At 65.8% G+C, this 18,705-nt stretch carries 18 protein-coding genes and 2 tRNA genes; 13 read left to right on the forward strand and 7 right to left on the reverse strand.

Features of this window, described 5'->3' with window-relative positions:
• From A9J21_RS24125 to A9J21_RS24160, 9 genes are all read left to right on the forward strand, one after another.
• Entirely contained in the window at positions 1 to 1,560 is a 1,560-nt protein-coding gene (locus A9J21_RS24125; protein ID WP_066739965.1) for an ABC transporter ATP-binding protein, read from the forward strand.
• Positions 1,550 to 2,641, forward strand: a complete 1,092-nt coding sequence (locus A9J21_RS24130) for an ABC transporter permease (RefSeq protein WP_066740194.1) — start codon at positions 1,550 to 1,552, stop codon at positions 2,639 to 2,641. Before A9J21_RS24125 ends, A9J21_RS24130 begins: the two co-directional genes overlap by 11 nt.
• Positions 2,638 to 3,591: an ABC transporter permease gene (locus A9J21_RS24135; RefSeq protein ID WP_066739967.1), complete on the forward strand. Its 954-nt coding sequence runs from the start codon at positions 2,638 to 2,640 to the stop codon at positions 3,589 to 3,591. Before A9J21_RS24130 ends, A9J21_RS24135 begins: the two co-directional genes overlap by 4 nt.
• A gap of 21 nt (positions 3,592 to 3,612) precedes the next feature.
• Entirely contained in the window at positions 3,613 to 4,893 is a 1,281-nt protein-coding gene (locus tag A9J21_RS24140; RefSeq protein WP_066739969.1) for an amidohydrolase family protein, read from the forward strand.
• Between the two features lie 98 nt (positions 4,894 to 4,991).
• Positions 4,992 to 5,078, forward strand: a tRNA-Leu gene (locus A9J21_RS24145).
• A 4-nt stretch (positions 5,079 to 5,082) separates the two neighbouring features.
• Complete coding sequence (locus A9J21_RS31165; protein ID WP_156546115.1) at positions 5,083 to 5,379, forward strand: hypothetical protein; 297 nt, start codon at positions 5,083 to 5,085, stop codon at positions 5,377 to 5,379.
• Positions 5,380 to 5,419: 40 nt separating this feature from the next.
• Positions 5,420 to 6,352, forward strand: a complete 933-nt coding sequence (locus tag A9J21_RS24150) for a hypothetical protein (RefSeq protein ID WP_197497563.1) — start codon at positions 5,420 to 5,422, stop codon at positions 6,350 to 6,352.
• Between the two features lie 92 nt (positions 6,353 to 6,444).
• Positions 6,445 to 6,521 (forward strand) — tRNA-Arg (locus A9J21_RS24155).
• Positions 6,522 to 6,893: 372 nt separating this feature from the next.
• Positions 6,894 to 8,306: a DUF1254 domain-containing protein gene (locus A9J21_RS24160; RefSeq protein ID WP_066739972.1), complete on the forward strand. Its 1,413-nt coding sequence runs from the start codon at positions 6,894 to 6,896 to the stop codon at positions 8,304 to 8,306.
• Between the two features lie 94 nt (positions 8,307 to 8,400).
• Here A9J21_RS24160 and A9J21_RS24165 read toward each other — a convergent pair whose 3' ends face one another.
• Together A9J21_RS24165 and metE are read right to left on the reverse strand one after the other, a co-directional pair.
• Positions 8,401 to 10,506 (reverse strand): TonB-dependent receptor, encoded by a 2,106-nt coding sequence (locus A9J21_RS24165; protein ID WP_066739975.1) that lies wholly within the window; start codon positions 10,504 to 10,506, stop codon positions 8,401 to 8,403.
• Between the two features lie 147 nt (positions 10,507 to 10,653).
• Positions 10,654 to 13,050, reverse strand: coding sequence for a 5-methyltetrahydropteroyltriglutamate--homocysteine S-methyltransferase (metE, locus tag A9J21_RS24170; protein WP_066739978.1), 2,397 nt, complete (start codon positions 13,048 to 13,050; stop codon positions 10,654 to 10,656).
• Positions 13,051 to 13,178: 128 nt separating this feature from the next.
• Here metE and A9J21_RS24175 point away from each other — a divergent pair, with 128 nt between their 5' ends.
• On the forward strand, positions 13,179 to 14,111 hold the full coding sequence (locus A9J21_RS24175) for a LysR family transcriptional regulator (RefSeq protein ID WP_066739981.1): 933 nt from the start codon (positions 13,179 to 13,181) through the stop codon (positions 14,109 to 14,111).
• On the opposite strand, the gene A9J21_RS24180 is transcribed toward A9J21_RS24175, so the two are convergent.
• Entirely contained in the window at positions 14,112 to 14,402 is a 291-nt protein-coding gene (locus A9J21_RS24180; protein ID WP_066739984.1) for a hypothetical protein, read from the reverse strand.
• Between the two features lie 176 nt (positions 14,403 to 14,578).
• Here A9J21_RS24180 and A9J21_RS24185 point away from each other — a divergent pair, with 176 nt between their 5' ends.
• Entirely contained in the window at positions 14,579 to 15,049 is a 471-nt protein-coding gene (locus A9J21_RS24185; protein ID WP_066740198.1) for an Lrp/AsnC family transcriptional regulator, read from the forward strand.
• Between the two features lie 9 nt (positions 15,050 to 15,058).
• On the opposite strand, the gene A9J21_RS24190 is transcribed toward A9J21_RS24185, so the two are convergent.
• Positions 15,059 to 15,985, reverse strand: a complete 927-nt coding sequence (locus A9J21_RS24190; protein ID WP_066740200.1) for a DMT family transporter — start codon at positions 15,983 to 15,985, stop codon at positions 15,059 to 15,061.
• A 159-nt stretch (positions 15,986 to 16,144) separates the two neighbouring features.
• Between A9J21_RS24190 and A9J21_RS24195 the strand changes: the two genes are divergently transcribed.
• Positions 16,145 to 16,615, forward strand: a complete 471-nt coding sequence (locus tag A9J21_RS24195) for an Lrp/AsnC family transcriptional regulator (protein ID WP_066739987.1) — start codon at positions 16,145 to 16,147, stop codon at positions 16,613 to 16,615.
• An 82-nt stretch (positions 16,616 to 16,697) separates the two neighbouring features.
• Here A9J21_RS24195 and A9J21_RS24200 read toward each other — a convergent pair whose 3' ends face one another.
• Entirely contained in the window at positions 16,698 to 17,312 is a 615-nt protein-coding gene (locus A9J21_RS24200) for a uracil-DNA glycosylase family protein (protein WP_066739988.1), read from the reverse strand.
• Between the two features lie 68 nt (positions 17,313 to 17,380).
• Between A9J21_RS24200 and msrA the strand changes: the two genes are divergently transcribed.
• A complete protein-coding gene (gene msrA / locus A9J21_RS24205) occupies positions 17,381 to 17,887 on the forward strand; it encodes a peptide-methionine (S)-S-oxide reductase MsrA (RefSeq protein WP_066739991.1) in 507 nt (168 codons plus the stop codon).
• An 18-nt stretch (positions 17,888 to 17,905) separates the two neighbouring features.
• Here msrA and A9J21_RS24210 read toward each other — a convergent pair whose 3' ends face one another.
• Both A9J21_RS24210 and A9J21_RS24215 read right to left on the reverse strand, forming a co-directional pair.
• On the reverse strand, positions 17,906 to 18,286 hold the full coding sequence (locus tag A9J21_RS24210; protein ID WP_066739993.1) for a helix-turn-helix domain-containing protein: 381 nt from the start codon (positions 18,284 to 18,286) through the stop codon (positions 17,906 to 17,908).
• Positions 18,283 to 18,543, reverse strand: coding sequence for a type II toxin-antitoxin system RelE/ParE family toxin (locus A9J21_RS24215; RefSeq protein ID WP_066739995.1), 261 nt, complete (start codon positions 18,541 to 18,543; stop codon positions 18,283 to 18,285). The genes A9J21_RS24210 and A9J21_RS24215 overlap by 4 nt, the downstream gene beginning before the upstream one ends.
• Positions 18,544 to 18,705: the final 162 nt, after the last annotated feature.

Below are 18,705 nucleotides of genomic sequence, written 5' to 3' on the forward strand. Positions count from 1 at the left end.
ATGCCCCAGGAACCGCCGGTGCTCCGGCTCTCGCACATCACCAAACGGTTTGGCCCGCTGCTGGCCAACGACGATATCTCGCTCGACCTGCATCGCGGCGAAGTCCTGGCCCTGCTCGGCGAAAACGGCGCCGGCAAGAGCACGCTGGTCAATATCCTGTTCGGCCACTACATTGCCGACGCGGGCAGCGTCGAGGTGGATGGCATGACGCTGCCGCCCGGCAATCCGCGTGCGGCGCTGGCGGCGGGGGTGGGCATGGTCCACCAGCATTTCACGCTGGCCGACAACCTGTCGGTGCTCGACAATATCCTGATCGGCACCGAGCCGCTCTGGCGCTGGCGCCAGCAGCGTGGCGCCGCGCGGGCACGCATCGACGATCTGGCGCTGCGCTTTGGGCTGGCGGTGCAATCGCAGGCGCGCGTGGGATCGCTTTCCGTGGGCGAACGCCAGCGCGTGGAAATCATCAAGGCGCTCTATCGCGGCGCGCGGGTGCTGATCCTGGACGAACCCACGGCAGTGTTGACGCCGCAGGAGGCCGACAGCCTGTTTGCCACGCTGGGACAGCTGATTGCCGAAGGGTTGTCCGTCATTTTCATCAGCCACAAGCTCGACGAGGTGCTGCGTGTCTCGCATCGCGTGGCCGTGCTGCGCGGTGGCCGGCTGGTGGCGGAGCGTCGTGCCGATGCCACCGGCAAGGCCGAACTGGCCGAACTGATGGTGGGGCGTCGTGTGGAGATGCCCACGCGCGCGGCCAGATTGGCCGAGGGAGATGTCGTGGCGTCGCTCGACCGCGTCAGCGTCGCCCCGGCAGCGGGCCGTCAGGGCCTGCATGACGTGACGCTCGACCTGCGTGCCGGCGAAATCGTCGGTATCGCGGGGGTATCGGGCAATGGGCAGGTGTCACTGGCCGAGCTGATGAGCGGGGTGACGGCTGCCTCGAGCGGCCGCATCACGGTGTGCGGCGCGGCATTGCCAGCATCGCCCCGGCGCTGGATCGGGGCTGGTGTGGCGCGCATTCCGGAAGACCGGCATGCCGAAGGCGCCGTAGGCGATCTCGCCGTCTGGGAAAACATCATCATCGAGCAGCTTGGCAACCGCGCGTTCGTGCGGAGCGGGGTGATCCGTGGTGCCGCGTCGCGGCGCTTTGCCAGTGAGCTGGCAGGCCGGTTCGATGTGCGCGGCGGCGGTATCGACGTGCCGACGCGCACGCTCTCCGGCGGCAATATGCAGAAGCTGATCCTGGGTCGGGCCTTCTCGGTGCGTGGCGCGCAGGCGCCAGCACTGGTGGTCGCCAGCCAGCCTACGTGGGGGCTCGATATCGGCGCCGTCGCGTACGTGCGCGGACTGCTGCTCGATGCCGCGGCGCAGGGGGCGGCCGTGCTGCTGATTTCCGAAGACCTCGACGAACTGATGGCGCTGTCCGACCGCATCGCCGTCATGCACGCAGGGCGACTCAGCGCGGCGCGCGCCACGCCGGCATGGACGCTTGCCACGCTTGGCCTGGCGATGGCCGGTGCCGGTGGCGCGCCGGCGCACGCGGAGGTGGCCCATGCGGCTTGAAGCCCGAACCTCCGTATCGCGTAGCGCGCTGGTGATGGCGCCGATTGGCGCGATCGTCGTTACGCTGCTGATCTGCGCACTGCTGGTGGCGCTGGCCGGCGCGCCCGTCGGCAAGGCCTACCTGCTGTTGCTGGAAGGCGGATTCGGGTCGCGCTTTGCGTGGTCAGAGACGCTGACGCGCGCCACGCCATTGATCCTGACCGGCTTGGCCGTCGCCGTGGCGTTCCGCACCCGGCTGTTCAATATCGGCGCCGAGGGCCAGCTCTATCTTGGCGCGCTGGCGGCCGTGGCCGTGGGCGGGCAGGTGGACGGTGCGGCGGCGCCCTGGGCGGCATCGCTGCCCGATGGCGTGCTGTTCGGCCTGATGGTGGCGGCCGGCATGCTGGCCGGGGCGTTGCTGCTGCTGCTGCCTGCCGTGCTCAAGCTCAGGCTGGGCGTAGACGAGGTGGTGACCACGCTGCTGCTCAATTTCATCGTCCTGCTGGGTGTGTCGCTGATGCTCGATGGCCCGATGAAGGATCCGCTGGCGATGGGCTGGCCGCAGTCGGTGGCGCTGGTGCCGGAACTGGAACTGGCCCGGCTGATGGAGCGATCACGCGTGCATAGCGGCCTGCTGGCCGCCGTGGGGCTGGCCGTGCTGGTCTGGGCGGTCAACCGCTTCACGGTCTTCGGGCTGCAGATGCGCGCAGTGGGGGCCAACGCCCGTGCGGCGGCGTTCGCCGGCATGTCGGTCACGCGCGTGACGCTGCTTGCGGCGGCGCTGTCCGGGGCGCTTGCAGGCCTGGCCGGGGTGGTGGAGGTGGCCGGCCGCACCGGCTACCTGACGCTCGACATGTCCCCCGGCTACGGCTACACGGGGGTGGTGATCGCCATGCTGGCGGGCTTGCATCCGGTGGGCGTGGTGGCATCGGCCATATTCGTGGCCGGCATCCTGGTGGGGGCGGACGGCATGAGCCGGGCGGTTGGTGTGCCCAACACGATTGCCGATGTGATCGTGGCGGTGGCACTCCTCGCCATGCTGGTGGCGACGATGCTCACGCGCTATCGCATTCGTTTTGACCGGACCGGGAAGGTGGCCTGATGGAACTGTTCGATATCGTGTCCGGCGCGCCGTTCTGGATTGCCGTGCTGCGCGTGGCCACCCCGCTGATCTTCGGCACGCTCGGTGTGCTGCTGTGCGAACGCGCCGGCGTGTTGAACCTGGGCATCGAAGGCATCATGGTGGCTGGCGCGTTCTCGGGCTGGCTGGCCGTGTACCACGGCGCGCCGCTGTGGGGCGGCGTGGCAGCCGCCGCCGGGGTGGGGCTGCTGTTCGGGCTGCTGCATGGGTGGCTGACCGTGTCAATGGCACTGTCGCAGCACGTGGCGGGGCTGGGCGTGACGATGCTGGCGACCAGCGTGTCGTACTACGCCTACCGGCTGGGCTTTGCCCAGGTTTCGACACCGCCAACGATCACGCCGTTTGCGCCGATGGCGTGGTGGGCCGGCGTGCCGCTGATCGGTCCGGTCATGGCGGCGGAGACGGCGCTGACGCTGCTGGCGCTGCTGATGGCGCCGCTGCTGGCGTGGCTGTTATATCGCACGCCGCTGGGGCTGGCGCTGCGCATGGTGGGCGAGAACCCCGCCGCGGCCGAGGGGCAAGGCATCCGCGTGGGCGCGGTGCGCATCGGCGCGATCATGGCCGGATCGGCGCTGATGGCCGTGGGCGGTGCGTTCCTCACGCTGTCGGCGTTCAACGCCTTCTTCTTCAACATGATCAATGGCCGGGGCTGGATCTGCGTGGCGCTGGTGGTGTTCGCGTCGTGGCGGCCGGGCCGGGCGTTGCTGGGCGCCTTGCTGTTTGCGGCCTTCGACGCGCTGCAACTGCGGCTGCAGCAGGGTGGGGCCAGCCTGCCGGGCCTGCCGCCGCTGCCGTACCAGATCTACCTGATGCTGCCTTATATTCTGTCGATCCTGGCGCTGGTGCTGGTGGCGCGCCGCGCGGCCTATCCCCAGGCGCTGATGAAGCCGTACCGCAAGGGCGAACGCTGAACACTTCCGGAAAATTTACCCATGCTCGATACCATCCTGCGTCACTGCAACCTGCCTGACGGCCGCACCGACGTCGACATCGGCATTTCCGCCGGCCGCATTACGGCGGTCGAGCCCCGGCTGGCGGCCACGGCTGGCGAGGAGATCGACGCGGCGGGGCAGCTTGTGTCGCCGCCCTTCGTCGATGCGCATTTCCATATGGATTCCACGCTGTCGTACGGCCTGCCGCGCGTGAACCAGTCCGGCACGCTGCTGGAGGGTATCGCGCTGTGGGGCGAACTGAAGCCGCTGCTGACGCAGGACGCCATCGTCGATCGCGCGCTGGCCTATTGCGACTGGGCCGTCGCCAGGGGGCTGCTGGCGATCCGCTCTCACGTGGACGTATGCGATCCGCGCCTGCTGGCTACCGAAGCACTGCTGCACGTGCGCGAGCGTGTGAAGCCGTACCTCGATCTGCAATTGGTGGCCTTTCCGCAGGATGGCGTGCTGCGCGCGCCGGGCGCGCTCGACAACCTGCGCCGCGCGCTGGACATGGGCGTCGACGTGGTCGGCGGGATTCCGCATTTCGAACGCACGATGGCCGACGGCGCGGCATCGGTAAAGCTGCTGTGCGAGGAGGCCGCCGCGCGTGGGCTGCGCGTGGACATGCACTGCGACGAGAGCGACGACCCGATGTCGCGCCATATCGAGACGCTGGCCAGTGAGTCGGTACGGCTGGGCCTGCAGGGGCGGGTCACGGGGTCCCACCTGACGTCGATGCACTCGATGGACAACTATTACGTGTCGAAGCTGCTGCCGCTGATGCGCGAGGCTGGCGTGGCCGCCATCGCCAATCCGCTGATCAACATCACGCTGCAGGGCCGCCACGATACCTATCCGAAACGCCGTGGCATGACACGCGTGCCGGAACTGCTGGCCGCCGGCATCCCGGTGGCGTTCGGCCACGACTGCGTGATGGACCCCTGGTACAGCCTGGGGTCGGGCGACATGCTGGAGGTGGCCCACATGGGCCTGCACGTGGCCCAGATGACGGGGCAGGACGCCATGCGCGCCTGTTTCCGGGCAGTGACCGAGACCCCGGCGGCCATTCTTGGACTGGACGGCTACGGCGTGGCGCCCGGTTGCCGTGCCGACCTGGTGCTGCTGCAGGCCCGTGATCCGGTCGAGGCGATCCGGCTGCGCGCCACGCGGCTGCTGGTGATGCGCGCAGGAAAGGTGGTAGCGCGCACGGCGCCCGCCACGGCCACGCTGTCGCTACCGGGCCGGCCCACGGAAGTCGACTTCGGGCTACATCGCAACTGATCTTTTTTTGAAGTTTCTGCGAGAAGGGTGTTGACAGGGTGCGTGCTACTCAGCATAATCACGTTCTTCGCATCGCCGCAGCAATGCAGCGAAACGAAGCCCAGATGGCGGAATTGGTAGACGCACTAGGTTCAGGTCCTAGCGGTGGCAACACTGTGGAGGTTCGAGTCCTCTTCTGGGCACCAATATTTGAAAGCCCTGCTCATCGAGCAGGGCTTTTTCATTTCCGGCCCAGAAAGGGCAGTCCCTACGGACTGCCCGCGGGGACTCGAAAAGCTCGCGCTTGCAAGCGCAAGCCGGGGTCGCGCATGGGTGACCGAGTCCTCTTCTGGGCACCAATATTTGAAAGCCCTGCTCATCGAGCAGGGCTTTTTCATTTCTGCCTCACCTTTTGAATTTGGCGATTTGGCGTCCTCGTCCGACATCGTCTCTCTCATCCACGATCTCCGCCTTTTAGGGGGCGGCGTTTCCTACATTCGGCTCTAACCATCACGCGGCCTTTGACCTATGCTCAAGCTTATCGGGCATGGTTCACACAACGCCCGACGAGGTGGTCGCCATGTCCGTACAGCTGATGTACGGGAGAGAGGAGCGTGCCGGACAGCTGTCTGGCAAGGCGCATTGCGCCTGCCTGCATGCTGCGCACCCCGGTCTCCCCCTGTGTTTCGTACTTGCGCTGCTGGTCTGCGCCGTGGTGCATGCCGAGGAATCCCTGGACGGCATGTCAGGACGTGATGCACTGCAGTTCGTGCAGCATGCGCGGGCCCCCGATCCACCACCGCCCGACCAGGCCGCGCCGCCGGCCATGCCGGAAGACGCCGCGCCATCGATCGTGCCGCCGCGCATGGTGGTGGTCGACGACGACCCCGACTTGCCGATCCCCGTGCATGCATCGCGCACGTTGCCGGAATCGGCGCCCGAGTCCGAGCCCATCGCGATCAACCTCGCCAGCATCGACCGTGTCGTGGAGCGGTTCAGCAGCGCGCCGCGTGCTCCGCTTGTCCATGTGGAAGACGCAACCACCGCCACCGGCCTCATCGATAGCCGTGCGCGCAGCATGGCGGTCGCGCTCGATGCGCCGTTGTCGCGCAGCGGCATGGGGATGACGCTGCAATCTCGCGTGGAGATGGCGTATCGGCCTGGCCTGGCGCCGGTGCCGGGCAACTGGGATGCGCCGCCCGGGGAGGTCAGCGCCACGGGGCTGGCGGTGCGGCTCTACGGCTCGAAGCCGACCAGGCTGAACGGCGTCTATCCCTTCGTCGAGGCGGACTGGTGGCAGGACAATCGCGCGAAGACAATCAACATCAATGGCACGCGTATCGACACCGATCTGCTACGCGGCCTGCTCTCGTTCAACATCGGCGCACACAGTAGTTCGACATCGGGTCTGAGGCTCTGGATGAAGGCGCGCGCCGGCCGCAATGCGGGTGGCACGCTGGGCGCCAGATATCGCTGGTAACCGCAAACAGCAAGCCAGCGCGCAGCCAGTGAAATAATTTTCACAAAATGCTTGCGCACAAGGTGAATTGGGATACAATGCGTCCCTCGCGTGCGGCTGTAGCTCAGTTGGATAGAGTACTTGGCTACGAACCAAGGGGTCGTGGGTTCGAATCCTGCCAGCCGCGCCACCTATTGGAAGGGCCTCCAGCAATGGAGGCCCTTCGTCATTTCCGGTCACGAATTGGTCTGGCATCTAGGCAGCCATCCGGGCCTGTACCGCGCCCCGGCCAGTCGAACCCGCATCAAGCCCGCGCCCAGCCGTATGCATTGCGTGCGCGCCCCCTGCGTGACGCCTTCCACACAATTTCCCAAGCCCCGGCCGATGCCTTGGAGGCAGTGTTCGGTATCCCCCTGAAGCCGGCACTCTGGTCATTGACATTGGCCGAGTCGCAGGCACATCATTCGTTCGGAATAGATGCGCCTCCGGAGCTACACGCGTCCCCCCCGGACCCGTTGTGCAAACCACCCGGAAGGCCGCCACCATACTGGGAAACGGGGTCATGAACCGATCGATACGCCAACTGGCAAGCGTGGTCGCGCTTGCCGCCTTCCTGTCCGCCTGCGCGTCCGCGCCGCCGCCTGCACGGGACATTCCGGCCGCCGAGCAGCCGCCATCTGATCAGGCGATGAAGGCGCTCTCCGCCGAGGTGTTTACCTATGGCTATCCGCTCGTGCTGATGGATGTCACGCGCGAGGTGATGACCGCCAAGACACCCGTCAATACATTCAATCACAGCCGCGCCTTTCCGGATGCCACGTACACCACGGTGGTGAGCCCGAACGCGGATACGCTGTATTCGACCGCCTGGGTGGATGTTTCCAGGGAACCGGTCGTGCTCTCGGTGCCCGATACGGCGGGCCGCTACTACGTGATGCAGATGCTCGATGCCTGGACCAATGTGTTCGCGTCGCCGGGCAAGCGCACGACGGGCACGCGCCGTGGCGCTTTTGCGATTGTCGGCCCGGACTGGGAAGGCACGCTGCCCAAGGGTGTCACCGAAGTGCGCGCGCCGACCAGCATGGTCTGGCTGATTGGCCGGATCCAGACCAACAGCAAGGCGGACTACGCCAACGTTCACCGCCTGCAGGACCAGTTCCGGCTGGTGCCGCTGTCCGCCTGGCGCAAGGGCTCGCGCACCACGCCGCCCGCCACGCCGCGCGCCGGGCTGATCGATACCGAAACGCCACCGTCCGAGCAGGTGGCGGCGATGGACGCCCAGGCGTTCTTCAGCCGCATGGCCGCGTTGCTGCCAGACAATCCGCCGGGACCCGATGACGTGGCGATGCTCGAAAAGATGCAGCGCATGGGCATCAAGGCAGGCGAACCTTTCAAGACCACGGTGCTGGAGCCGTCGACGGCGCGCGCTGTGCAAGAGGGCGCCACTGCGGCGCTGGCTACCATCTCCGCCAACGCACGCAAGAGCGCGGCGGGCAGCACCGGCTGGCGACTGCAGCGCGACACCGGCGCGTACGGCGCCGATTTCGAGCGCCGTGCGGTGGTGGCGATGTTCGGGCTGGGCGCCAACCTGGCGGAAGACGCTGTCTATCCGGTTGCCCGTGCCGATGCAACGGGCCGTCCGTTCGATGGCGGCAGCCGCTATGTCCTGCATTTCGACAAGGGCCAGCTCCCGCCGGCCAAGGCGTTCTGGTCGCTGAGCGCCTACAACAACAAGCAGGCCTTCGCCAGCAATCCCCTGCAGCGCTACACCATCGGCAGCCGCGACCGGCTGCGCTATAACCGTGATGGCTCGCTCGATATCTATATCCAGTACGAGCGCCCCGCGCCCAACCAGGTAACGAACTGGCTGCCGGCACCGCCCGATGCGTTCAGCCTGATGCTGCGCGCGTACTGGCCCGAGCAGGTCGTGCTCGATGGCAAATGGATGCCACCGGCCGTGCAGCGCGTAAACTGATTCGCGTCGCCCGGCAGGCCATGAAAAAGCCCTTCCAGAGTGGAAGGGCTTTTTCGTTTCGCGCCACCGGCGGGAGACTGCGCGCGGCGGCGGACTAGAACTTGTACTTCACCCCGGCGTAGAACGCCCGGCCGACACCTGGATAGAACACTGCAGTGTTGGCCGTGCGTGCATCGGTAACGGTGCTGAAGTCGCTGATATAGCGCTTGTCGGCCAGGTTCCGGGCGTCCAGATATAGCGTCACGCCGCGCTCGAATTCGTAGCTGGCCTCGATGCCGAACAGCACGTATGACGGGACCTTGAGCGTGTTGGCGTAGTCCACATAGGCGCCGGTCGGTACCCAGTCGATCGTGCCCGCCACGCGCAGGCGGCTGTTACGGCTGTAGGCCAGCGTGGTGCGCAGCACGTGCTTCGGCACCCCCGCGATGCGATTGTTGCCGTAGACCGGATCGTTGTCGAAGCGGAAATCGCTGTAGTTCCAGATCTGCGATACGGTGACCTTGTCGCCCTTGCCCACCACGTCGCGCAGCACGTCGGCACTGGCGCCCAGTTCCACGCCCTGCAGCACTGTCTTGTTGGCGTTGAAGGTCGACGCCGGGATATCGGCGCTTACCGTGTATTGCAGCAACTGGTCGCGCAGCAGCGACCGGTATGCCGTGACGTCCCAGGCAAAGCGGTCCCACCTGCCGCGCGTGCCCAGTTCCAGCGTCCAGCCGTGCTGGGCAGCCAGCGGCACGAACTGCTGGGTGGTGCCGATGGTCTGGCTCAGGTCGGTGAAGTCCGGCACATCGGCGCTGCGCGTGATGTCGATAAAGGCCTGGATGTCGGGCTTCGGTTCCCAAAGCACCCCGAACTTCGGATTGACGCCGCTGAACGTGGCGCCATCGGACTTTGCCGCCGGATTGCCCGGCAGGCCGCCGTAGTCGGTGTATTCGCGCCGGTTGCGGTAGGCCTTGGCGCCGGCCATCAGCGCCACCGTGGGCAGCACGTACAGCCGGTCTTCCAGGTAGGCCTCGTAGTTGTAGGCGTCCTGCTTTGCGTTCAGCGTCTGGGCGCCACGGTTGCCGTTGACGTTGACGTACTGGCGCGCGTCGTTATTGCCGCCGAAGAAGCGCGCGCCGGCAATCAGCTGGTTGCGCATGCCGGCCAGCGTGAAGTTGCCCGTGTAGCGCGGCGCGAAGCCGTATGTCCAGCTGTCCTGGTCCACCACCTGGAAGATCGGGTGGTACAGGCTCTTGTGGATGCCCCAGGTGGTCAGGTCGATCTGGCCGTTATCGAGCTTGATGCTCGTGACGTTCGCCAGCCGCTCGGTGCGGGTGTTGCGCGCCTGGTCGCCCGCCAGCGCACTGGCCGACGCCATGCGCGGCGTGGTCAGCGCCTGGTTCAGTGTCAGCGCGCCGGGCAGTAGCTGATCGACGATATAGGCGCCGAAGTAGAAGCGCGTTTCGACGGCTGGACTGAAGCGATAGCCGACATTGGCGTTGATCTGCTCGTACTGGCCGCGTTCGTGATTGCGCCAGCCTTCCGAATGGCTCACCGTGGCATTGGCCAGGAAGTCCCATTGACCGATCTGGCGCGATACCTGGCCGCTGCCGCGTAGGGTGCCAAAGCTGCCGCCGTCCACACGCACCATGTTCTGTGCATCGGCCGTCAGCGCCGTTGGCGTGGTGAAATTGATCGCACCGCCGAGCGTGGTGCTGCCATAGGCCAGGCCGTTGCCGCCCTTGTAGACCTCGGCGGCGGACAGCGCCAGCGGATCGATCTGGTAGAAATCACCACTGCCGTCGGCAAAGTTGGTGGGCACGCCGTCCTGCAGGATCTCGATGCCGCGCGTATGGTAGCCGCGCGCCACGCCGGACCCGCGAATCGACAGGCGCAGTTCCTGGCCGTAGCGTTCCTGCACGTAGACACCGGGTGAGTCCTTCAGGACATCGCGCAGGTCGTACGCATAGGTATTGGTGAACGACTGCGCATCGACAAAGCCGACCGACCCGGCCGACTGGAACAGCGACTGCCGTTGCCGGGCCACGCCGGGCGCGGTCAGCGAACCGGCTGCGGCAGCCGTGGCCGTAACAGTGGGCAGGGTGGGGATGGCAGCGGCATCCGCGCCGGTGACGGATGCGGATTGGGCGAAGGCAGCGGTGGACAGTGCGGCTGCAGGCAGCGCCGCGACGCGGCGCCAAGGTGTGGCTCGTTTCATTCCTCTTGGTCGAAGATCGCGCCAGATGCCGGCGCGACCTCGCAATTTTCTTGTTTGGCTCGACCGAAAGGATACGGAGCCGCACGTCGCGCCGCCATGCGACACAGCGACGCAACGTGCGCTCCAGCGCATAAGCTCAAGCGGTTTTCAAGCGCTGGCCTGCCCGGCGCACGACGGTCCACATGCCGCGCCATGCACATGCGACGCGGGCTTCGAGGTGCGGTTTGCCGAGCCGGCCTGGCGCACCACGCGCTTCCAGTTTGCCGGCGCCTGGCCGGCAAGTTTCTGGCGCAGGGCGCGCGTCGCACTGACCATATTGGCAAGCGCCGCCTCGGTCTCGGTCCAGCCACGGGTCTTCAGGCCGCAGTCCGGATTGACCCACAGGCGTTCGGGCGGAATCACCTCGCAGGCGCGCTCCAGCAGGCGCGTCATGGCATCGACTGAAGGCACGCGTGGGGAGTGGATGTCGTAGACACCCGGGCCGATCTCGTTCGGATAGTCGAAGTCGCCAAACCCTTCCAGCAGCTCCATGGCCGAGCGCGAGGTCTCGATGGTGATCACATCGGCATCCATGGCGGCGATGGCCGGCAGGATGTCGTTGAACTCCGCATAGCACATATGGGTGTGGATCTGCGTTTCGTCGCCCACGCCCGACGCCGACAGGCGGAAGGCGTTGACGGCCCAGTCCAGGTAGGCGGCCCAGTCGTCGCGGCGCAGCGGCAGGCCTTCGCGCAGCGCGGGCTCGTCGATCTGGATCACGCGGATGCCCGCGGCCTCCAGGTCGCAGACCTCGTCGCGGATCGCCAGTGCCAGCTGGCGCGTGGTCAGCGCGCGCGGCTGGTCGTCGCGCACGAACGACCACTGCAGCATCGTCACGGGGCCGGTCAGCATGCCCTTCATCGGCTTGTCGGTCAGCGATTGCGCAAAGCGCGCGGTATCGACGGTCATCGGCTCGGGACGGTACACATCGCCAAAGATCACCGGCGGCTTCACGCAGCGCGAACCGTAGCTTTGCACCCAGCCGTTTTCGGTGAACGCATAGCCGCATAGTTGTTCGCCGAAATATTCGACCATATCGTTGCGCTCGGCTTCGCCATGAACCAGCACGTCAAGGCCAAGCGCCTCCTGCTTGCGCACGGCGAGTTCGATTTCGGTGCGCATGCGATCCAGATAGTCCAGCGCGCCGATGTCGCCGCGCTTGTAGGCTGCGCGGGTCTGGCGGATGGAGGCGGTCTGCGGGAACGAGCCGATCGTCGTGGTGGGCAGCGCGGGCAGCTTCAGCGCGTCGCGCTGGCGGGCGATACGCACGTCGAATGCGCTGTCGCGGTCGGCCATGTCGGCCGTCACGGCCGCCAGCCGCTTCTGCACCTGCTGGTTGACCACGCGGCGCGACGTGCGGCGCGCGGCCTGCGCGGCATCCGATGCGGCAAGCTGTTCCGCCACAGCCGTTTCGCCAAGGTTCAGCGCCGTGGACAGCGTATGCAGTTCGTCCAGCTTCTCCGTGGCAAACGCCAGCCAGTCCTTCAGCTCCGGATCGAGGCGGACTTCGGCATCGAGCGATACCGGCACGTGCAGCAGCGAGCAGGAAGGCGCCAGCCACAGGCGGTCGCCCAGTTCGGCGTGCAGCGGACGGACGATGTCGAGCACCTTGCGCAGGTCGGCCCGCCAGATATTGCGGCCGTCGATCACTCCCACTGACAGCACGGCGCTGCCTGGCAGCACCGCCTGCCAGGCCGGCAGTTGCTGGGGTGCACGTACCAGATCGATATGGAAGCCATGTACCGGCAGGGCGGCAATACGGGCGGCGTGATCGGCGGCGGTATCGAAATAGGTAGCCAGCAGCAGCTTCACGCCGGCGTCGGCCAGCGCCGGGTAGGCCCGATCATAGGCATCGAGCCATTGCGGCGGCAGGTCCAGGCACAGCGCGGGTTCGTCGATCTGCACCCATTCAATGCCGCGCGCCTGCAGTTGCGAAAGGAGACGCCGGTAGGCCTGCACCACCTTTGGCAGCAGGCTCAGCCTGTCGAAGCCCGCCGCGTGCGACTTGGACAGCCACAGATACGTCACCGGCCCGATCAGCACCGGACGCGTGGACAGGCCCAGCGCCAGCGCTTCATCAATTTCGTCGAAGTACCAGTTGGCGCCGCCGTCGAAGGTGCTGTCGGCGTCCAGTTCCGGCACGATGTAGTGATAGTTCGTATCGAACCACTTGGTCATCTCCATGGCCGGCTGGGCCGCATTGCCGCGCGCCAGTTCGTAGTATTGCGCCAGGGTCAGCGCGGCCGGATCAAAGCCGAAGCGCTTGGGCAGGGCACCCAGCACCGTGGTCAGGCCCAGCATCTGGTCGTACCAGGCGAAATCGCCCGCAGCCACCGTGGCCAGGCCCGCATCGGCCTGCAGTTGCCAGTGGCGACGGCGCAGCGCGGCACCCGTTTCGCGCAGCGCGCCTTCCGATGTTTCGCCGCGCCAGAACGCCTCTTGCGCGAACTTCAGTTCACGTCGTGCGCCAATGCGCGGAAATCCCAAAACGTGTGTACGTGCCATGCCGTGCTCCGGTGATGTCTGATCTGGCGCACAGTGTCGGTTCGCGGCTAGAATGAATCAAGCGACATGTTTTAAACAAATTATGAATTTCATTCAACTCACTGATCCGACTGCGGGGAGCGGCCGCGATGATTGAAGTCCGCCATTTCCGGTCACTGGTGGCGATCGCGGACGCCGGCAAGCTGGCGACGGCGGCCGAGCGCGTGCATGTGAGCCAGTCGGCGCTGTCCCATCAGATCAAGGCCATCGAGGCCCACTACGGCATGGCGTTGTTCGATCGCACGCGCCAGGGCCTGCGTTTTACCCCGGCCGGTGAGCGGCTGCTGACACTGGCACGCGATACGCTGGCAGCCATCAGCGCTGCCGAGCGCGACCTGCTACGCCTGAAAAGCGACACGCGGGGCGAACTGCGTGTGGTGCTGGAATGCCACACCTGCTTTGACTGGCTGATGCCCGTGATGGACGAATTCCGACGCCGCTGGCCGGAAGTGGAGATCGACCTCGTGGCGGGCTTTCATGCCGATCCGTTGGCGCTGCTGTCGCAGGGCAAGGCCGACATGGTGATTGGGTCGAAGCCCCCGGCCAAGCGCGGGCTGACCGTGGCGCCGCTGTTCCGCTTCGAAATTCTGGCGGTCATTGCCAACGAGCACCGCCTGCGCAACAAGCGGCGTATCGAGGCCGCGGATCTGGCGGGGGAAACGCTCATCACCTACCCGGTGCCGGAGCAACGGATCGACCTGATCCGCGAGGTGCTGGAGCCGGCCGGTATCAAGCTGGAACGGCGCACGGCCGAACTGACCGTGGCCGTGCTGCAACTGGTGGCCAGCCGGCGCGGCGTGGCGGCACTGCCGAACTGGGGCGTCAAGAACTACGTCGACCACGACTACGTGCTGTCCAAGCGTATTGGCGCCAGGGGGCTGTGGAGCGAACTCTATGCGGTGCTGCCAACCGCGATGGCGGATCGGCCCTATGTGGACGATTTCGTATCGATCGTGCGCGAGACGTGTGCGGCGGAGCTGGATGGTATCGAACTGCTCGAAGACAGCCCGCGCACAGCGTAGTCAGGCCGCCAACGCTTCGGATTCGGCCAGGGTTTCCTGGTCGTCAGTCAATTCGGCATCGACGATTTCCAGGTCTACGCCGTGGGCCACGCGCCGCACGAACAGTTCCAGCAACTCGACGGAATCGGCCTGGCACACCAGCCGTGCCACGTTGGCGCGGCCCGCATCGAACGTCATCTGCTGCAGCGACAGGCCCGTGCGGCGCGCATTGGCGAGCACCCATTCCAGGCTGCCGAAGGTGTCGCTCAGGTTGGAGCGGTCAAGTCGGAGGGCAAGATGAAGGGCGGCCATGGCAGTTTCCGGTGGTGCGTGACGGGGTGCGATGTGATTCGCAAGGGGTCCGGTAAATTTACCAGCCAGGCCGCAAAATGAGCTTCTGAAATTTCTCCAATCGGCGTCCGGATGGAGAACAATCATCCTTTATGGTGTAGATTGGCGGTGAATTCATCCTTGCCTGCGTGATTGCCGTGACAAACGTTCCCAAACTCGACGACATCGACCGCCGCATCCTGCGCGAACTGCGCCGCGACGGGCGCATCTCCAATGCCAAGCTGGCCGAGCGCGTGGGGTTGTCCGCCACGCCCTGCTGGAACCGGGTCAAGGCGCTGGAGGATGCCGGGGTAATCGGCGGGTATGCGGCATTGCTGAACCAGAAGGCGCTGGGCCTGCCCGATACGGTGCTGATCGAGGTCACGCTGGACCGTCATGACGACGATATGCTGCATCGCTTTGGCGAGGCACTGGCCGAATTGCCAGAGGTGCTGGAAGCCCATCTGCTGACGGGCGAGTACGACTACCTGATCAAGGTGGCGGTGGCGGGTACCGAAGGCTACGAGGAATTCCTGCGCCACAAGCTATACAAGCTGCCGGGGCTGCGGCACAGCCATTCCACCTTTGTCCTGCGTACCCTCAAGCGCGAGCTGTCCGTCGAACCTTGAGCAAGCGTGTCAGCGCGCCCGCAGGCGTCCGAGCCGGGGCGCCAGCGCGGTTGTCACCACGCCCAGCGCAATCAGCCCCAGGCCGATCGACAGATCCGCCGAAATCCGCTCGTGCCAGGCCACGGCCGACAGCACCAGCCCTAGCAAGGGCACGCCAAGCATGGCGATAGACGTGGCAGCCGGCGGCAGCGACTGGGTCACGTTCAGCACGACGATAAAGGTCAGCGCCGTGGCAAGGGGGCCGGTATAGACGATGGCAGGCCAGATTTCGCTCATGGCGCCCAGGTCCGGCGCGCCGTCACGCAATACGGCCAGCAGCACCAGCGGCACCGTTGCCACCGCGCATTCCCAGGGGATCATCTCGGCGCCCAGCCGCACATGCCGATGCGCGCGCAGATGGATGATGCTGACGGACCATGCCAACGATGCGCCAAGCAGCATCGTGAGGCCCAACACCGTATGCAGCTCCCAGCCGCCCAGCGCCGGCGCCACGATCACGCCAATCCCCGCGTAGCTGAAGCCTGTTGCCAGCCATTGCCAGCGCGATGGGCGCTCGCCCAGCACCAGCGATGACAGCGGAATCACCCAGATGGCCGTTGCATAGGCCACCACCGAGGCGCGCCCCGGCGCCACGTATTGCAGCGCCCAGAGTGCCAGCGCGGTAAAGGCGGCCATCTGCAGCAAGCCAACGCTGAACACCAGCGGCCATTCCTGGCGCGAAGGCAGGCGCAGCCGCTTCAGCGCGCCCAGTACGACAAGACTGATCAGGGCCGCCGAGCCGAAGCGCAAGACGGCGAACCACAAGGGGCTGACATGCGATAGCCCGAACTTCATCACGGGCCAGTTCCCGCCCCAGATGATGACGGCGCCGATCAACGGCAGAAACGACTTGAGCGTGGCAGAGCGGGCGCTGCCGGCGGAGGAGAAAACGGACATGAAAGGGCGTGGAATCGGGGCGGCCTGATGCGTCATCGAATGACTCGCCGTATGTCCAAAAGTCTACGATTCATCGCACCGCAGCATTGTCCGCATCGCCCTGTCACTGCCCACGGATACAGCATAGAATGCCGGCAAATATCATTCATGAAGCGAAACATGCTGGACATCGATCTTGACGCCACGGATATCCGGATCCTGGGGGAATTGCAGCGCGACGGCAGCCTGACCAATGTGGAACTGGCGAGCCGTATCAACCTGTCGCCGTCGCCATGCCTGGCACGCGTGAAGCGCCTGGAAAAGATCGGCGTGATTTCTCGCCGCGTGACGCTGCTTGATGCCCGGCGGCTGGGCCTGAAGGTGGTGGTGTTTATCTCCGTCTCGCTGGACAAGCAGCGCCGCGAGACGCTCGACACGTTCGAACGGAAGATCGGCGCGCTGCCGCAGGTGATGGAGTGCTACCTGATGTCGGGCGATGCCGACTACCTGCTGCGCGTGGTGGTGCCCGATGTGGAAGCGCTGGAGCGGCTGATCATCGATCAGATCACGCGGATTCCGGGGGTTGCCAGCATCCGGTCGAGCTTTGCGCTGAAGCAGGTGCTCTACAGTACCGCGCTGCCGCTGGGGTGAGGACGGGCATCGGCACTGCGGCACCTTCGCCCGTCCGCCTGCTGGCGCACGCCACGCGCGCACGACATTGGCCACAGGGGCCTCAGGCTGACAACCGTGCCCGCACGGCAGCCTGCAGCGCAGGCAATAACTCTGCTTCGAACCACGGGTGCTGGCGCATCCAGAGCACTACGCGCCACGATGGGTGGGGCAGCGGAAACACGTTTGGACCAAAACTTCGGAAATCGGCTACCAGTTCGGTCATGGACCGCTTGAGCCGTTCAGGCTGACGGGGCAGATAGGCGGCCTGGGCATAGGTGCCGACCAGCAGCGTCAGCCGGTTGGCGGGCAGGCAGTCCAGCACGCGTTGGTGCCAGAGCGGCGCACATTCGCGCCGGGGCGGCAGGTCGCCGCTCTTGCCCTTGCCCGGGTAGCAAAACCCCATTGGCATGATGGCGATGCGCGATGCATCGTAGAACGCATCCTTGGTCACTCCCATCCAGGCCCGTAGCCGGTCGCCGCTGGGGTCGTCGAACGGCACGCCGCTGGCATGAACACGCGAGCCCGGCGCCTGGCCGATGACGACGATCCGCGACGTGCCGCTGAACTGCACCACAGGGCGCGGCCCGGCAGGCAGGTCGGCGGCGCACTCGGTGCAGGCGGCGATCTCGCGCTGCAGGATCTGTATGACACCCTGTGCGCGTCGGGGAGAATTCATGGCGGTCAGCGGGTTTCGTGGGGTATGCGTATATTACGAGGCTCGATGTATTGCGATGAAAAACCACGATGACGACTCAAACCGAAACCGCGATCCTGGCCGGCGGCTGCTTCTGGGGCATGCAGGACCTGCTGCGCCGCTACCCTGGCGTGCTGACCACCCGCGTTGGCTATACCGGTGGCGACGTGCCGAATGCCACCTACCGCAATCACGGCACGCATGCCGAAGGCATCGAGATCGTGTTCGATCCGAAGCAGATCAGCTATCGCCAGATTCTGGAATTCTTCTTCCAGATCCACGATCCGACGACGAAAAACCGGCAGGGTAACGATATCGGCACCAGCTACCGCTCGGCCATCTTCTACCTCGACGACGAACAGAAGACCGTGGCCGAACAGACCGCGGCCGACGTGGACGCGTCGGGCTTGTGGCCGGGCAAGGTGGCAACGGAAATCGCCCCGGCGGGACCGTTCTGGGAGGCCGAACCCGAGCACCAGGACTACCTGGAGCGGATTCCCAACGGCTATACCTGCCACTTCATCCGCCCGGGCTGGAAGCTGTCGCAACGCGGGTAGGAGGCAGGGCACCGGCCCTCAGGCGGGCCGGTTCTCGACCAGCAGGTCCAGCGGCACGGCCAGCGCGGTTGCCAGGGCGCGCAGCACATCCACGCTGCCATCGCGCTTGCGGTTTTCGATCTGGCTCAGGTAGGGCTTGCTGACGCCGGCGGCCGTTGCCAGCGCGTCCTGGGTCAGGCGGCGATGGTCGCGCCAGGCCTTGATCGGGTGATCGCCTTCCAGCTGGGCGTCCAGCACGGCTGCGGGGATCCGGAAGCCGTCGTCGTCGGCAACGGCGGCGTCATGGATGCGGACGTCCTCCATGGCTTCGAACAGGTGCTGCACGCGTTCCCAGAGGTCGATCGGAACGATCGCATACTCACGGTTGCCTTCGCGTTGAATGAACTGTATTGCAGTCATTGATATGCACTCCCACGTGGTTTGACGGTCAACACCACGACCACCAGCTGTCCGGCTTCGATCCGGTACAAGACGCGCCAATCGCCAACGCGTAGCCGATAGGCATCCCTGCCCATCAGCTTCCGCACGTTCTGGTTTGGCCCGTAAGGGTCTGCTGCCAGCAGACCCACCTTGGCCCGGATGTTGCGGGCCACATTTCGTGGCATCGACAGCAACTGCTGTGTAGCCTGTCTGGTGAACTCGATCGCGTGTTGCATCCCGATGTTAGCGCATTGCTAATGATATGCAAACCTTGTTTGCTCAATTCGGGGGCGACTTGAACGTGGGGATGCATTCTGACCCAGGATGTGCACGCGATGACGCCCGGCTTGCGAAATCAGAATTGTCTGCTGGCTGTCAGGAGGCCTGTACGTTTATAC

The sequence above is a fragment of the Cupriavidus sp. D384 genome, from assembly GCF_001652915.1.
Lineage (GTDB): Bacteria > Pseudomonadota > Gammaproteobacteria > Burkholderiales > Burkholderiaceae > Cupriavidus.

Excerpts from the sequence above, each read along its gene's own strand:
- A9J21_RS24125 (WP_066739965.1), top strand. The coding sequence starts at position 1 with ATGCCCCAGGAACCGCCGGTGCTCCGGCTCTCGCACATCACCAAACGG.
- A9J21_RS24130 (WP_066740194.1), top strand. The coding sequence starts at position 1,550 with ATGCGGCTTGAAGCCCGAACCTCCGTATCGCGTAGCGCGCTGGTGATG.
- A9J21_RS24140 (WP_066739969.1), top strand. The coding sequence starts at position 3,613 with ATGCTCGATACCATCCTGCGTCACTGCAACCTGCCTGACGGCCGCACC.
- A9J21_RS24150 (WP_197497563.1), top strand. The coding sequence starts at position 5,420 with ATGGTTCACACAACGCCCGACGAGGTGGTCGCCATGTCCGTACAGCTG.
- A9J21_RS24160 (WP_066739972.1), top strand. The coding sequence starts at position 6,894 with ATGAACCGATCGATACGCCAACTGGCAAGCGTGGTCGCGCTTGCCGCC.
- A9J21_RS24165 (WP_066739975.1), bottom strand. The coding sequence starts at position 10,506 with ATGAAACGAGCCACACCTTGGCGCCGCGTCGCGGCGCTGCCTGCAGCC.
- metE (WP_066739978.1), bottom strand. The coding sequence starts at position 13,050 with ATGGCACGTACACACGTTTTGGGATTTCCGCGCATTGGCGCACGACGT.
- A9J21_RS24175 (WP_066739981.1), top strand. The coding sequence starts at position 13,179 with ATGATTGAAGTCCGCCATTTCCGGTCACTGGTGGCGATCGCGGACGCC.
- A9J21_RS24180 (WP_066739984.1), bottom strand. The coding sequence starts at position 14,402 with ATGGCCGCCCTTCATCTTGCCCTCCGACTTGACCGCTCCAACCTGAGC.
- A9J21_RS24190 (WP_066740200.1), bottom strand. The coding sequence starts at position 15,985 with ATGTCCGTTTTCTCCTCCGCCGGCAGCGCCCGCTCTGCCACGCTCAAG.
- A9J21_RS24195 (WP_066739987.1), top strand. The coding sequence starts at position 16,145 with ATGCTGGACATCGATCTTGACGCCACGGATATCCGGATCCTGGGGGAA.
- A9J21_RS24200 (WP_066739988.1), bottom strand. The coding sequence starts at position 17,312 with ATGAATTCTCCCCGACGCGCACAGGGTGTCATACAGATCCTGCAGCGC.
- msrA (WP_066739991.1), top strand. The coding sequence starts at position 17,381 with ATGACGACTCAAACCGAAACCGCGATCCTGGCCGGCGGCTGCTTCTGG.
- A9J21_RS24210 (WP_066739993.1), bottom strand. The coding sequence starts at position 18,286 with ATGACTGCAATACAGTTCATTCAACGCGAAGGCAACCGTGAGTATGCG.
- A9J21_RS24215 (WP_066739995.1), bottom strand. The coding sequence starts at position 18,543 with ATGCAACACGCGATCGAGTTCACCAGACAGGCTACACAGCAGTTGCTG.